This window comes from Saliphagus sp. GCM10025317 (assembly GCF_042663665.1).
GTDB lineage: Archaea > Halobacteriota > Halobacteria > Halobacteriales > Natrialbaceae > Natronosalvus.
Window position 1 is genome coordinate 114,185 of record NZ_JBHTAQ010000004.1, and the last position, 13,905, is coordinate 128,089.

Here is a 13,905-nt window from a genome sequence, read left to right on the forward strand (position 1 = left end):
CGCATCGTCCCCTCGTGAGCATCGTGGCAATCAGAGAGAGTTACGCGACGGCGTTCGACGAAGACGTCCAGACTGAGACCGAATCGAATCAGTGCCCCGAGTGCAATGGTCGGGTCACCACAAACGCTATCGAAACTGTCTGTGAGGACTGTGGACTCGTCACCGACGAGCAACGGATCAGCCACGGTCCCGAATGGCGAGCATACGACGAGGACGATCGCTAATTCGATTCGCGTCTTCGCGTTTTCTCGTAGAGACGAAAGTTGAGTGGACGCCTACTCTGATCCCTCTGAATCTCCCTCGATAAGGATCGAATCGGTAGGCAGGTTCAACAGATAAGCAGACTCCTCAATCAAGTAATCGCGGTGTGTCTCGATCGCTTCTGGAGACCAATCACCATAGTCTCCGCGAGCTACTCGCAGTGCCAGGTCGAAACTTGAACGCGGTTTCCCCCGCTCCCCCTGATAGATAGCAGCTTTCTCACCGAATGGCTTCTGAGCCGCCTTTGCGTTGAGATCGTACTGTAGAGGAATCAAATTTCCAAGCGTGTTTCTCAGCTGACTTGCCTCCTCTCTACTGAAATTGTCTTTCCAGTAATCGTATTTTTCCATCGCAGAACCGTACGACTTGGGAAGCACGTGTTCTATGTGCATTCCACCGCCTCTCTTCTCAATCTGCTCAACCTTCTGCGAGTCACTTAGACTGTATTCAATAGCAATCAGCAGGCTCTTGTGCCACTTCTCGTCTCCATATACATTATCAGAATACAGGCCGTCTCGAACCCGTTCCGGTATATTATCACGTTTTCTCTTACTCTCGATATACTCCTGGATCTCCTCCAAACTGGCCTCGTCGCGAAGCAGAGTCAAGATATTGATCGAGGGTATCTTGATTTTCTCACTGGTATAGTCTCCGATCCAGTACGAATAGTAGAACCCGATTAGCTCATCACGCAACTCGTCGAAGTAATCAATACCGTCCTTCTTAGCGGCAATAAGGATCGTCTTCCAATACAGAGTATGTGACAGATTTTCCAGGACGAAGATCTCTTTCGAACCTGAGTTTTCGATCTGGTTGTAGTTGTCCACGAAGTCCCGGATGTCATTGACAATCTTCTTAGGATTCTGCCCTTCAAACTCGGATTTCAGCTCCTGATACCTCGTTTCCTGTGCCTTAGACTGCTGGAGATACAGCCGATACATCCCAAGGATGCTGTCCAAGGTATCATAGTCATCATCGACCTTCGTAGTGATTTCCTTCCAGACATCGATTACATCGTCCTTGTCTTCGTCATCCTCCAGATTGCTAAGCAGATAGCTCTTGGTGAGATCAGAGACCGTCAAATCCTTCCCACGAGTATTGATGGTCTGGAAAAGCCTGACAGCATGTGCGAGATCATCGCTGATGATTCTAATCAGTTCGATATTCTGATCGATGAACTCGAAGAAGTCGTCGAGATTTTCGTGTCTGTCTCCAATTTTGTCATCCAGACAATCTATGAGGGTTTCGGCAGCCTCGGTGTACCTGTTTTTCTCATCCAAGTCAATCGATTTGAGTACTGACTGTTCGAGATCAGTTTGCTTACTGGTTCTCAACCGCGGTTTCTCCAACGCCTGTTCGTGGACTCTTCCCCTGACCCGTCTCTTGTTCCTATCGCTCAAGTGGTCGTAGAAATGGTCGTTGAAAATCGCATAGAGAATTATGAGAGAGGTCATCCTCTGCTGTCCATCCAGTATATCATAACGTGAATCACTATCCTCCTTCACCAAGATGACAGAGCCGAGATAATAGGGGCTGTCACGGTCCTCATTCCACGATTCGTAGAGGTCATCGACCAACTGCTCAATATGCGATCTCTCCCAGCTATACGGCCGCTGGTACCGAGGAATCTGATAAAGATCGTCCTCCCCATCGAACAAGTCTCGGCACTTCACCGGATCCGGATTGAAACTATGCTGCATTATACGACTGAATCAAACTACAGTCCTTTAGTCATTTCCACAAAATTCTCAACACTAATTCCGACCTGCTGAAAGCTCAGAATTCCCTATATCGACGTTAACTGCTCGGGATTGAATTCCCGAATCGCATTTGAGGAGTGCGGTGTAGGTGTCGTCGAAGATTCAACGCATCGATCGATCCACACCAGCCAGTCTGCGGGTGTTTATTCCCCCTGTGAGGGGTGCAGGGTGCAAACCGAGGCATCTTGCAAACTACCGATGGCGACGAGACACATCTACGACACTGACTTCGACGAAGACGTATCGAACGACAACACACCGTGTCCCGAGTGTAAGGGCCAGGTGAGAACGAACAGCGTGAAACTATCTGTGAGGTCTGTGGGCTCGTTATCGACGAACATCGGATCGATCACGGTCCGGAATGGAGACCTCACGATCAGGACCAGCGAAAGCGGACGGGGCTCCACTGACTGCGGCACGTCACGACCGAGGGTTGTCGACGGAGATCGGTCGGAGGACCGATGCGAACGGGAACGAGCTCTCTGGGCAAAACCACCAGCGGCTAGCCCGAATGCGCCGTGAGCAGTCTCGTGGGCTGTTCCAGTCGCAAGCCAAGCGAAATCTCGCACAGAGCCTGGGCGAGGTCCGAAGAATCGCGAGCGTTCTCGAGTTTGTAGAGTCGGTTCGCGACCAGGCGTGTCAGCTGTTCCGGAGTGTACAGAACGAAGACCTGCTTCGAGGCCGATCGATCGAGGCGATGGCGGCAGCGAGCGTCTACGGAGCCTGCCGCTGTAACGGTCTCTCACGAACGCCCGAGGACATCGCCGATGCGGCACGAGTCGAACATTCGAGAGTCAAGAGTGCCTACAAGACGCTAAACAGAGAACTCGGACTCCCGGCCCAGCCCGTTCGTCCGAGTGAATTCGTTCCCCGACTTACTTGGGAACTCGACGTCTCTGACTCGATTCGGCAGCGAGCTTGACGGTTGGCCCAAGAAACTGAATCAACAAGTGTCACAACGGGCGTCCGGCCATCAGGATTTGCAGCGGCCTGTCTCTACAACGCCGGGCGCGACGAAGGCCGGTGGTTGACGCAGACGGAGGTCGCGGAGGCCGCGAACGTCACCACTCCGACCATCCGGTCGCATCAGGACGTACTCGCTGAACTGGCCCTCTGAAGGGTCTAACTCGAAATGTTCAGTCTGTACTGAGTGTGGGGTCTCATTTCGGATCACGTGGATTGAACGGTTGATATCGCTCTACTCGTCGGCAGTGCTCAACTGACAAGATTCCACATCTAATCATCAGCGTACTTCCTGTGGTACACGTACATAACTGTGTGGACATCGAGCATAGTGGCGTCGTCGAGGTGGTGATCCAGCTCGGCGAGGAGCTGGCGCTTACACGCGACGTTGAGCTTCCAGTACTGAGTGGTGTTGAACTTAGTTTGTACCTTGTAGTCCGCGAAGTCGCCGAAGAACGTGGACATCAACCTCCACCGGTAAAGGACGTACTCGCGCGGGTAGACGAAGGTGAGCAGGATCGTCGCGAGGCTCAGTAGCTGGCCGCCGCCGTCGTCCAGATGGCCATAGAAGGTGGCGAACCGGTCCAGTCGCAGGCTGACGTGGTCCCCGTCGTCGAACAGGTACGACAGCACTGCAGCGGCCTCCTCGGGATCTTCGAGCGATCGATCCTTGAACCCACTCCAGAGGATGCCACCTTGGCGCCCGCCGAGCATGTAGGCTGGAACGGGACTCGACGCCGACATCGACTCCGTCAGGTCGTCTAGTAACGGCTCGATCTCATCGGGCTCGATCGCGGTTAGTTCGTATTTCGGCTTGACAACCGTCTCGACGTGCTCTCGGTACTCGTCCTTCCACACCTCGACGTGACCTTTGTTCCACAAGTCATCCGGTCCGCCCCGCTCGAGGCCGTCTTTCTCCTTCGCCTCGGCGTAGTCCTCGACGTGGGACTCGTACCCCGAGAGTGAGATGCCGGATTCGACGGGCCACGCGTCCCACCAGCCTCGGATCGGTCGATACTCGTCGTTGAGGAGCGTCTCTTCGATCACCTCGTCGTCCTGCGTCGCGACGAACCCCAAGAATTCGCTCATCTCGTGGTTGCGGGGTACCTCGTGGTCGGTTCCCAGTGTGGCGTGGCCGACGTACTCGTCGTACGTGCGTTCGAATTCTCGCCAGGTATCTCCGCCTTCTGCGTACGAGCTCGGGCTCGAGAATCCCAGGTCCTTCAGACCGCGAGTACACTCGCTGTACAGAATGGGCGCCATTTCGGGGTGCAAGCGGCCGTACAGCTCCCAAACTGCGGTGTCGATAGGGAAAGTGGACTCCCAAGCCGGATCGTAGCCTGTCGCAGCTCGGATCTCCTCGATCGTTTCCGCGATGCGTTCGACATCGTCACATTGGTTCAGTACGAGATCGGGACCGCCCACGACAGCGTCGGCGAGCGTCTCGTACGACCAGAGTTCGCGAAATCGGTCCTCGGTCGGATCGTTCAGGAAGGATTCGACGCGCTCTTGGGTACGTCGTGTCCGGTTCTCGTCGGTGAGATCGAATCCCGGTCCGGAATTTGCGCTCTGGACATGATCGGCCCACGCCTCCAATAACGCTACTCGTCGAGGTCCGAGGGAATGACACGTCATACACGTCCGAAGCGTAACCGATGGAAAAAGGTGTTGGCTTGGCTTACGGTTGTGATTTGAAGAATGTCGCGGAAAACGTTACAAATGGAGTCGATGGTTCCGGATCGATTTATGGAACGAACAGGCGCAAACCTCCCGCTTTAGCGCGAGGATACGCGCCGTCACTTGTAACGCGAAGATTGATTATCTTACTAATAAGTAAGGAAAATATATGTATGTGGAACCTCATGTAGAGGGTATGCCGGAGAAGACTTCAAACAAGGTGAAAAAGGGAGCGGACAAACTCCTTCGGAAAATCACAAACGAAGAGTACAACCGGGAATCTGAGCGATACCGCGACAAGGACGATAAGAAATTCACTCGAGGACCGATAAGCGGAGATAACGAGGACGGGGAGGACGCGGAGTAACCGATCGAACAACGCGACGTGGACTGATTCTGCGAGAACATTTGTCTCCCAGTTTTGAGTGTTGAGCGGCGACTCGCAACCACGTAGTCACCGTATTACCGAGACAGTTGACGGGGGTGAGTCGGATAGCCAACGTCCGTCGGTACCAACGACGGCGTACCTCGACTGATAGAGCTGTGGGAGAGCAACTGACCATCGGTTCAAGACCCACGAATCGATCCCTGATGAGGCGTGGACGGGGTAACCGATTTGGGAGTGCCAGGTGTGTGGAACAGCTCGCTACGGGCCCGCTCCCGAGTAGCGCAGAGACGAGCTTACCGATTAACCAATGATGGAACCAGAGCTAAATTCCCTCAGAGATGAGTTTCGGAATCAAATGCCCACATTGTGGTACCGCAGTCGATGAATACGTAATGAAGTGCTGGAAGTGTGATGTACGGTTAAGCCCACCAAACACTTACTGAGAAAGGCGATTAGTTTTCCTAACAGCACATACGACGGGTATAACAAACATATCACGTGTTGGACTGTCTCTCGAGATGGACGACCTCACAGGGTTCCAACGAGACCTCCTATACGTCATTGCCGGTGCCGATCAACCGTCTGGACAGGATGTCAAAGAAGAGGTGGAGCAGTACTACAGCATCGACATCAACCATGGACGGCTGTATCCCAACCTCGATACGATAGTCAACAAGGAGTTAGTCGAAAAGGGGCAGCTAGACCGAAGGACGAATTACTACACGATCACGGAATCCGGGGAGCGAGCAATTGAGGAGCGACGAGAGTGGGAATCACAGTACGTTGATTAGCTGACGGAGACCTCGTAGTAGGTTGTGTATTTCACGAGGTCACATCCCTGGAGTCCATCTGCGACTGAACGATCGACAGAAACACCAGTCGATTCTGTAAGAGTTGGAAACTCCTCCTTTGCACCTTCGCCTAACTCGTCATAGTGACAAACGCAGGAGTCGGTGGGAACATCGTCAACTGGCTTGAGCCTGATGTGTGGTGTCATGCTATTCTATACCAACCGCAACCTCTTCAATATTTTTACGATGTTAATCGATGACCGTTCATAATTGACCCTCTCTGAAGCTGATAATTAGATAATCATCCACAACGGGAAAGAACTACAACTGAAACAAATCGAGTTAGCGGATTACTTTCGACAGATCACGCGCCAACACCACTCAAAGTGGATTCACTCCAAGACCAATGACTGCTGGTAACAATAGTATCGAAAAGTATTACCGCGACGGTGTGTCAGACAGTGTCAATGGCTCAGTCTCTTGCGGACGGGAACAATGAGATACACGAACAGATCGTAGACGAAGTAGCAGCCCTCGAGGACACGGACCCACTAGAGCTTCCTCCACTCTATGACGCCGTCGAACCTGACGCACTGGAGTCGATCTTTTCTACAACCCTTGGTGGGACTACCCGGGTTGGTCGAGTAGAATTTCCATACGCAGGGCACACGATTACTATGGAAGTTGAGGAAGAGCCGGTTGTTAGGATCGAGTGAGAGCAACTAAAACTTCGACACTATCTATAGTAGCCGTCACTGAAATCGAACCGCACAGGAATTGACATCCACCCACGACTGAAGTCGTGGGATTCCTTCCATAGGACAGCAGGTCGTTCCTGAGTCCCCGGAAGCGATATTCCCACCGTGATGGTGGTACTCTGGTTTGTGCGCGTATGCGTCGGGCCTCGGAAGAGGCGTGTGATGTACTTGGGTATCCGCTTGCACCGCACGGGGCGTGCCATCGCCCCTCCTCCCTCGCGGGAGAGCAAGCCTTGCGTGGCGCAGGGTTGCTTTTTGTTGACAGAGACCCCAATCCAACTCCAGTTTTCGCCACGAGTACGGCTTACTCAAACACATAAGCGGATGAAAGATCGAATGATTGATCTACCGTGTTAGGGACCAGGGTATTATAGTTCAGACTATTATAGTCTTGTTCCTAACTTCGGGGCACATATGTATCTCCCACAACGAATGGAGGTATGGACCAGTTCGTCGATCGTATCGAAGAACTCGAGCGGTTGCAGACCCTCTATGAGAGTGACGCTGCAGAGCTCGCAATTATCTATGGGCGCCGCCAGATCGGCAAGAGCGAACTCGTCCGCCAATCGATTGCCGACCGCGACGATACCGTGTACTATCAGGCAGTCCAAGGAACAGCGACGACACAGCTCAGGCGATTCGTCGAGGCCGCAGCGACGACTTATCCAGACATCACGGCCGTCAAAGAGGAGTGGGAACCGCTCTTAACGTACCTCACCGACAGAGACGCCATCATCGTCATCGACGAATTTCCGTACCTCATCGAATCGAACGAGGGACTTCCGTCGGTCATTCAACACCTGTGGGATACAGCTATCGAGGAGAGTCAGGCAACGCTCGTACTCACAGGCTCTGCAATCGGCATGATTCATACCCACGTCCTAGATGGCGGTGCGCCACTCTACGGCCGGGTGTCCCAGACGCCGAATGGCCGCGTCGAACTCACCCAGCTGCCGTTTCGCTCCATCCAAGAGTTCGTGCCGACGTACGATCCCGAAGAACGGGTGTTCGTCTATGGCGTCTTCGGTGGCACACCCCGATATCTCAGCCCTCTCGATCCATCACAGAGCCTCGGAGAGAACATCACGCGGCTGCTGTGCGATCCGGATGGCCCACTCCACGACGAGCCCGAAACCGTCCTCCAGATGGAACTCAACGAGGTGAACACGTACTTTTCGATTCTCGAGTCGATGGCCAGCGGGAACCGCAGTCGGAACGAGATCGCCCAGGGAGCCGGCATCGAGAGCACCAACACGTCGTACTACTTCGACCGGCTGGAAACGCTCCAGATCATCGAGAAACACCATCCGGCACTCGCCGATCCGGCGCGCAGCAAGCGGACACGGTACCTGATTCGAGATCCCGTATTCCGGTTTTACTTCCGGTATCTCTACGGCCGCGGGGGGCAGTACGAACTCTACGGCGAGAACGCCTACGCGGATCTCATCGAACCGGAATTGCCCGACTTCGTCAGCGAAACGTTCAAATCGCTCTGTCACCAGGCGGTACCGGCGCTCTATGCAGACTACCAGCTCACACAGGTGCCGAGCCAGTGGTGGTACAAGGGCCGGGAGGTAGATGTCGTCGCACCAACCGACGAGTCGACGCTGATCGCTGGCGAAGCGAAATTCACCAACACCCCCCTCGGCTATGACGTGCTCTCGGATCTCGAAGACGACGTCCCCCATATCGACTGGACGCCCACCGGTGGTGGTGAACCGACGTACGAATTCGCCTTGTTCAGTCGCTCTGGGTTCAAACGCTCCGTCGAGGAAGCTGCAGACGAACGTGACGACCTCCACCTCTTCGATCTGTCCGATATCGTTGCCGTTCTCGAGAGTGGAATCGCCCATTAACGCCGGAGGGTGACTACTCCCACGACTGAAGTCGTGGACTTCCCTCACTGAGGGTTAGGCCCACGTCTTCCGAGGAGTTCGCAGGTTCTGTCTCACCGCTGGTTTCCTCGAGTACGACCTGCGTTTCGGGCTGAGCCTAATTGCCAAATCAAAACTCCCACAATAATTCACAACCTCTTGATCCGCTTGTAAATTTTAATCAAAGTAGCCAGTATTTCGGCGTATGACCATGTCTTGAGGTCTGCAGCATTAACCCCTATGTAGTGTTCAACTAGATCTTTGGCGTTGTACTCGGAAACAAGCTGAACCAAAGTGTCGCCATCGATCAACTGGACATTTAATTGACGTGAACGGTCGACTGCTGGCTGAGTGAATCTCGAAGTCGTTACCACAGCAACTCCGAATGCATTTGGAACTTGATACTGGAGAGCAGAGTACTGTTGGATATCAGGCCCCCCAACTGTGGTAGACTGAGAATATCGTTTTGCCTGTATAACAAGAATTCCTCCGGAAGCGGGGTCCTTAGCGAGGACATCCACACCTGCGTCTTGACTTGCAGAAGTTACGCTTGTCTCATACCCCATGCGGGTCCAGAGGTCAGCAACGAAATGTTCAAATGCATAATCGTCCATCTCTTGTAACACGTCCTTTATGTATACCATCGGATGAAGATATGAGTAGAAAGTTATAGTAATTAGGATAATGGTGAGTCGTTTACCCTTATCCAACGTCGATTCCGTCCCGTCTTCGTACCTGTGTCTTTCGAGTCGCTCGCGAATACTTCCTTGGGTGAGTAGAACCGCCTACGCAGGCAACTAACCGATTCGAAGATCGCTCTCGAATGAGTGACTTCCATCCCGGTCAGCCCTCGCTCTCCCTATCGATCACCCGTCGGGAACTCGTTTGTTCGCTTCTGAGGGGGGGGGGTGCGAACCAGCGTGCCTCGAGATCAATGATGAGTACAGATCAGCCACTCCGGAACGAACCGCCTCGAAACGACCAATCCGACCAGATGGACACGAGTGGCCGGGGTCGCAGCTACCCAGAGGACGTCGCCCGCCTCGATGGTCACGAACTCGTCGCCATCAACGAGTGGCTTCCCGGAGTTGAGCCACCGCCGCTTGGTACCTCCAGACCCAAACTCTCCGGAATCGTACACGTGAACTCCACGTGCAGTCCACGACGTCTCTCCATGGTTCAGGGTTTAACCGATGATTCCTCCCATCGTTTTACTGATTCCGTAGGATCGTCCAACTCGAATTGGACGTTCGGGTTGCTGCTACTCTCCAACGTGTCGATGATGTCTTCGATGCGGTGACGGAACGCTCGGAGCGTCTGTCGACCCGACTCCTCAACGGTCACGTATTTTGACTTGCTCGAGGCTGCATCAACATCGATGTAACCCTTCTCTTGCAGTGGTTCGATGATGTACTGACGGAGTTTTCCGTAGCGGGCTTTACCCTCGGTGCTGTCACGGAAACAGTCGAAGTCGAGACGGACACCCTCGTCAATTATATTGCGGAATTTGGTACGCCGCGTGTCCGTGTTGCACGCATCGATGACCGCAAGTGCGGCGAGTTGGTCACGAGTCGGTGAATCAATGGGATAGATCTCCAGTTCGGTTGCTTCGGTCAGGGGTTCCGAGACAGGTCGTGTCTCGGTAACGGCGGGAGTTTCGGGTTTGATGGAATACGGTTGCGCAACGGTTTCCGCATCCATGCACGCCATGGTGGCGCCGATGGCGGCGTGCTTGGTCCCGCTCGTGACATTTACACGAACGACTTGTCCCGAGTGGCGGTCTGCAAGTGTAGTCACCGACCCCATTACGGCGAACATGTCGAAGAGGTCAACGGAGACCGTGTTGAGCGTCGCGCCCGTCTCCGTGATCCCCCGTCGGAGATCGTCCTGGTAGGCAGGGTGGTCGGTGTTTTCGTCCTCCAGGAGGTAGACGATGTCAGGCTGGTGGTGTTCGATGGGGTCGAGAACGGCTTCATATTCGTTCCAGACAGGCACAATGTGAATTTCGACGAAATTTTTCATGGGTTGGATTGAGTTCTCCGCTATTTTCTAGCAATCGTGGAACACACGATTCGAAGACGATGGATTAGATCCGGTGTGTCCGTTTGATTGACTATTCAAGTCGAGAGAGTGAAAGAGATGGTATCTTACTAATCTTACGGCCCCGACTGTTTGCGTCGTCGCCACCACGGCTCACCGAGTGTACTGTTTCCAGGCTTCTGTTCCTCTCAATCGCACTTTCAGCGCCTGATAGCACTCGAAAACGCCCGTTGCATCACGGACATAGTGCCGACTGGGGTGTCCATCATCCAACTCGTACTATCGAAGCGTGGGTCGCCTTGGCGACGCCAACCCGGAATCCAGACTCACCACTTACCCACGATATCCCATGTCCACCATCTGCACCCCGCTGGTCAACCGCCTCGACGAAGTCGTCACCGAGGTGGACGACGTCTACGACTGGTACGTCGACGAAAGCGACGAGATAGTCCAGTTTATCACCCAGAGCCGCCCGACGAAGCAGACCGCGGTGCAGCTCCGAGACGCCGCCGTCACTGGTACTGTCGAAAAGATCCGAGACCCGATATTCCGGGATTCACCGACGTACACAGGAGTGATATCTGAGGCGGTGTTGATTGGCTCGTCGGCTACGTAGATGAGATACAGGTATTCGCCGTCGTTCTTGCCGTACCGATAGCGGTCAAGCGCGTCTGTAGTAGTGAGGCCCTCATCGTCCGTGGTCAAGAACGGTACTGGATCTGGCTGATCCGGTGCGTGGATATCTTCGAGAAGGGTTTCTTCAACCCAGGTAGCCCACAGAGTAGCCTTCGAGGCGGTCATCTAACATGTATTTCATCGATTTAATGACTTACCAATTTCGCTATTACTGGTGAAGGGTTAGAGATCGTGTCTCTAGCCCAGCTTTCCATTCATGAGGGTGTGATCGACTGACAGAGGATCCTCTTGTCCGCCAGTGTAACACAGTAGACCGTTTTTCACGCCCCACAGAGAGGGCGAGGGCTCGATCCAGAGAACCCTCCAAGACGGTGGTTTTCCGTGAGTAAGCAACACAGTTCGACCAACGTCTCGATCGATGCTATTCCAGTCGACGTAACGAACACTCAATCAGGAGAGGTAGATCCCGCCGAAGTGCCCGAGGAGATCACATCGCTCACCCGGGAGCTTGCGAGTGAGCAGCCACCGACGAATCCGCTCGTCGTCCTGAAGGCAGCCCGCTGGTGGTACATCCACGGAAAGGGCAGAACCGACCCCGCGTTCCGGTGGGCCATCGAGTGGGTACGCCACCTCGCGACCGACACGCCCAGTGACTTCGACCAGTTCGACGTGTTCCTCGAGTACCTCGTCACAGTCGGCCTCGCTGATGAGAAAGCTGCTCCCCCAGTAGCCGCCGCTACGAGTTGTTTTTGTACGCCCCGGAAGGGTGCGGCGCAGGCTGAATTGGAGCGATCGCAGTAATGCGAATTCTCGAGAATTATGGCTACGACCAGTAACTCGTCGGTCTCCTTCGAGGAGTCCGACACGCGAAAGGACGAGATGCACAGTACGATCGAAGCATGGATCGACGAACTCGTTGACGACGTCGATGCGGCACAGGCCAGTGATGAGTTCCAGGAGTGGCTCGACGTCCAGAGTCGGTTCCACGACTACTCCCATCGCAACACGCTGCTCGTCAAACTCCAGTGTCCCGATGCGACGAAGGTCGCCGGCTTCAACACCTGGCGGAACGAGTTCGACCGGCACGTGCAGGAAGGCGAACAGGCGATCTGGATCTGGGCACCGATCATCACGAAGCAGTGCCCGGACTGCGAGAACTCGCCCAGCTACCACGAGAAAATCAGCTGTGATTACGAGGAGAGGCCACCCGAGGAGTGGTCGAAAGGGCTCGTGGGATTCAAACCGGCCGCTGTCTTCGATCTCTCGCAGACCGAAGGAGAACCGCTTCCCGAGCTAGAAACGGAGGCGACGGGCGACGCCGAGGACCTGGTGCTCGCACTCACAGAGGCTGCGGATGAACTCGGCGTGACGGTTCGTATCGTCGATGCTGACGAGTGGGCGCACGGCGACGCGAAAGGCGTCTGTAAACAGCGGGATATCCACGATTTCACGCCGATCGTGGAGGCGAAAGCCCGTCCGAACCAGGCCGACCTCGCAGTCACGCTGATTCACGAGTTCGCTCACGCGCTGCTCCATTTCGACGTCGACGACGAGGACGAACGGTCGAAACGCGAGGTCGAAGCGGAGGCCGTCGCGTACATCGTCGGTCGGTATTTTGGGTTGGATACGAGCGGATCGGCGTTCTACCTCGCTGCGTGGCACGGCGATGACCCTGAGGTGATTCAGGACCGACTCGGGCGGATCAGTTCGACCGCCCAGGAGATTATCGAGACGGTCGCCGAAGGCTGAAGACACCGTCTCCGTCAGTTAACCAACAAAACTATGCTCCTCGCGTCTGTGTTGGTTAACACAAATCGGTCCACGTCCTACGAGCCACCGACGCCCCCGACGGACCTCCCAACCGACGTCGTCGACACACTCGACGACTACTCGCCCGAGCTGCTCCAGTACGTCGCTCAGTACGCCGAGTATCGTGAGCGCGAGGCCCGCCTTGCCGCAGTGGACGAGGAAGACGAGCTCAACGAGCGGCCCGACGATCTTCCCGATGACGTCCCCTCGAAAGCGACACTCACGATCGAGGAGATCGACGACAACCGCTACTATTACTGACAGTGGCGGGATGGAGATCGCATCAAGTCAAAGTACAAATCTCCAGTGGATCCAGACGAGTAGCCAAACTAACCCCTCAGTCGGATGCCCAGTTGTTCGGAGGGCACCCCGTCTGCGAAGTGAAAGACAGACGCTGTTAGCGTTCGGGTCGCGGAGCGGTCTCGTATCATCTGATGGCGTCGGTCTTCTCCACTCGATCGTGAATCTCTCGGAGTGTCTCCTGCGCTCGGAGGAGCTTGTACTCCTCGAGGAACTGCCGGCCGCTCTCACTGATCCCGTAGAACTTGTACGGTAGGTCGTTCTGCCGACGGTCTCCGGGCAGGAGCACTTCCTCGACGATGCCAGCGTCGACGAGCTGCTGGAGGTGCTGATGAATCGTCGTCTGGCTCTTGCTCGGGTTGACGAAGTCGAGTTCCTTCAGCGTCGGCAGTTCCGACGGATGCCCGAGGATGTCCTGGAGGAGCGCGAACCGGGTCTCCTGGGTGACGACGTTGAGCCGCTCCCGTACGGACTCTAGGTCGCTTGGCGGGTGATCGGACGTACCCATTACCCCGTCGTTCGAGTGGTGCGTGCAAAAGCGGTTCGCTTAAATGCGAATCGGTCTGAGACGATACAGTTGCTGATGCGGTCGCCACATCAAAGCAAGGTACCGGAGAATCTCGGCTAGATGAGTGAGGAACCGGTTAC

At 54.9% G+C, this 13,905-nt stretch carries 12 protein-coding genes and 4 pseudogenes; 10 read left to right on the plus strand and 6 right to left on the minus strand.

From position 1 onward, the window contains the following. Window positions 1-23 precede the first annotated feature (23 nt). Window positions 24-221, plus strand: a pseudogene (locus tag ACFQS4_RS01690) (TFIIB-type zinc ribbon-containing protein); the annotation flags it as partial. A gap of 54 nt (window positions 222-275) precedes the next feature. Here ACFQS4_RS01690 and ACFQS4_RS01695 read toward each other — a convergent pair. Beyond that, entirely contained in the window at window positions 276-1,961 is a 1,686-nt protein-coding gene (locus ACFQS4_RS01695; protein WP_497903212.1) for a DUF262 domain-containing protein, read from the minus strand. A 258-nt stretch (window positions 1,962-2,219) separates the two neighbouring features. Here ACFQS4_RS01695 and ACFQS4_RS01700 point away from each other — a divergent pair. Then, a pseudogene (locus ACFQS4_RS01700) lies at window positions 2,220-3,138 on the plus strand (transcription initiation factor IIB). 119 nt (window positions 3,139-3,257) lie between these two features. Here the strand turns inward: ACFQS4_RS01700 and ACFQS4_RS01705 are convergent. Continuing rightward, entirely contained in the window at window positions 3,258-4,619 is a 1,362-nt protein-coding gene (locus ACFQS4_RS01705; protein WP_497903213.1) for a hypothetical protein, read from the minus strand. A 238-nt stretch (window positions 4,620-4,857) separates the two neighbouring features. On the opposite strand from ACFQS4_RS01705, the gene ACFQS4_RS01710 reads away from it, so the two are divergent. Together ACFQS4_RS01710 and ACFQS4_RS01715 are read left to right on the plus strand one after the other, a co-directional pair. After that, window positions 4,858-5,028: a hypothetical protein gene (locus ACFQS4_RS01710; protein WP_497903214.1), complete on the plus strand. Its 171-nt coding sequence runs from the start codon at window positions 4,858-4,860 to the stop codon at window positions 5,026-5,028. 539 nt (window positions 5,029-5,567) lie between these two features. Next, on the plus strand, window positions 5,568-5,840 hold the full coding sequence (locus tag ACFQS4_RS01715) for a PadR family transcriptional regulator (protein WP_497903215.1): 273 nt from the start codon (window positions 5,568-5,570) through the stop codon (window positions 5,838-5,840). On the opposite strand, the gene ACFQS4_RS01720 is transcribed toward ACFQS4_RS01715, so the two are convergent. Beyond that, a complete protein-coding gene (locus tag ACFQS4_RS01720) occupies window positions 5,837-6,046 on the minus strand; it encodes a DUF7979 domain-containing protein (protein WP_497903216.1) in 210 nt (69 codons plus the stop codon). The genes ACFQS4_RS01715 and ACFQS4_RS01720 overlap by 4 nt on opposite strands. Window positions 6,047-6,307: 261 nt before the next feature. On the opposite strand from ACFQS4_RS01720, the gene ACFQS4_RS01725 reads away from it, so the two are divergent. Then, window positions 6,308-6,556 carry a HalOD1 output domain-containing protein gene (locus ACFQS4_RS01725; RefSeq protein ID WP_497903217.1) on the plus strand — a complete coding sequence of 83 codons (249 nt, stop codon included), beginning with the start codon at window positions 6,308-6,310 and terminating at the stop codon, window positions 6,554-6,556. A 482-nt stretch (window positions 6,557-7,038) separates the two neighbouring features. Beyond that, entirely contained in the window at window positions 7,039-8,454 is a 1,416-nt protein-coding gene (locus ACFQS4_RS01730; RefSeq protein WP_497903218.1) for an ATP-binding protein, read from the plus strand. A gap of 167 nt (window positions 8,455-8,621) precedes the next feature. On the opposite strand, the gene ACFQS4_RS01735 is transcribed toward ACFQS4_RS01730, so the two are convergent. Together ACFQS4_RS01735 and ACFQS4_RS01740 are read right to left on the minus strand one after the other, a co-directional pair. After that, on the minus strand, window positions 8,622-9,116 hold the full coding sequence (locus tag ACFQS4_RS01735; protein ID WP_497903219.1) for a restriction endonuclease: 495 nt from the start codon (window positions 9,114-9,116) through the stop codon (window positions 8,622-8,624). 535 nt (window positions 9,117-9,651) lie between these two features. Then, on the minus strand, window positions 9,652-10,494 hold the full coding sequence (locus ACFQS4_RS01740; RefSeq protein ID WP_497903220.1) for an HFX_2341 family transcriptional regulator domain-containing protein: 843 nt from the start codon (window positions 10,492-10,494) through the stop codon (window positions 9,652-9,654). Between the two features lie 307 nt (window positions 10,495-10,801). Here ACFQS4_RS01740 and ACFQS4_RS01745 point away from each other — a divergent pair, with 307 nt between their 5' ends. The 4 genes and pseudogenes from ACFQS4_RS01745 (at window position 10,802) to ACFQS4_RS01760 (ending at window position 13,281) form a co-directional block, all read left to right on the plus strand. Further along, the gene (locus tag ACFQS4_RS01745) at window positions 10,802-11,128 is read left to right on the plus strand and encodes a hypothetical protein (protein WP_500191942.1); all 327 of its coding nucleotides are present in this window, start codon (window positions 10,802-10,804) and stop codon (window positions 11,126-11,128) included. A 401-nt stretch (window positions 11,129-11,529) separates the two neighbouring features. After that, window positions 11,530-11,862 (plus strand): annotated as a pseudogene (locus ACFQS4_RS01750) (DUF8013 domain-containing protein); the annotation flags it as partial. Window positions 11,863-11,967: 105 nt separating this feature from the next. Continuing rightward, window positions 11,968-12,897 carry a M78 family metallopeptidase domain-containing protein gene (locus tag ACFQS4_RS01755; protein WP_497903222.1) on the plus strand — a complete coding sequence of 310 codons (930 nt, stop codon included), beginning with the start codon at window positions 11,968-11,970 and terminating at the stop codon, window positions 12,895-12,897. 33 nt (window positions 12,898-12,930) lie between these two features. Further along, a pseudogene (locus tag ACFQS4_RS01760) lies at window positions 12,931-13,281 on the plus strand (hypothetical protein). 103 nt (window positions 13,282-13,384) lie between these two features. On the opposite strand, the gene ACFQS4_RS01765 reads toward ACFQS4_RS01760, so the two are convergent. Then, window positions 13,385-13,765, minus strand: coding sequence for a helix-turn-helix domain-containing protein (locus ACFQS4_RS01765; RefSeq protein ID WP_497903223.1), 381 nt, complete (start codon window positions 13,763-13,765; stop codon window positions 13,385-13,387). Window positions 13,766-13,905 lie beyond the last annotated feature (140 nt).

Coding starts and splice junctions, on each gene's coding strand:
- ACFQS4_RS01755 (WP_497903222.1), top strand. CDS start 11,968: ATGGCTACGACCAGTAACTCGTCGGTCTCCTTCGAGGAGTCCGACACG.
- ACFQS4_RS01715 (WP_497903215.1), top strand. CDS start 5,568: ATGGACGACCTCACAGGGTTCCAACGAGACCTCCTATACGTCATTGCC.
- ACFQS4_RS01735 (WP_497903219.1), bottom strand. CDS start 9,116: ATGGTATACATAAAGGACGTGTTACAAGAGATGGACGATTATGCATTT.
- ACFQS4_RS01740 (WP_497903220.1), bottom strand. CDS start 10,494: ATGAAAAATTTCGTCGAAATTCACATTGTGCCTGTCTGGAACGAATAT.
- ACFQS4_RS01695 (WP_497903212.1), bottom strand. CDS start 1,961: ATGCAGCATAGTTTCAATCCGGATCCGGTGAAGTGCCGAGACTTGTTC.
- ACFQS4_RS01725 (WP_497903217.1), top strand. CDS start 6,308: ATGGCTCAGTCTCTTGCGGACGGGAACAATGAGATACACGAACAGATC.
- ACFQS4_RS01710 (WP_497903214.1), top strand. CDS start 4,858: ATGCCGGAGAAGACTTCAAACAAGGTGAAAAAGGGAGCGGACAAACTC.
- ACFQS4_RS01705 (WP_497903213.1), bottom strand. CDS start 4,619: ATGACGTGTCATTCCCTCGGACCTCGACGAGTAGCGTTATTGGAGGCG.
- ACFQS4_RS01765 (WP_497903223.1), bottom strand. CDS start 13,765: ATGGGTACGTCCGATCACCCGCCAAGCGACCTAGAGTCCGTACGGGAG.
- ACFQS4_RS01730 (WP_497903218.1), top strand. CDS start 7,039: ATGGACCAGTTCGTCGATCGTATCGAAGAACTCGAGCGGTTGCAGACC.
- ACFQS4_RS01720 (WP_497903216.1), bottom strand. CDS start 6,046: ATGACACCACACATCAGGCTCAAGCCAGTTGACGATGTTCCCACCGAC.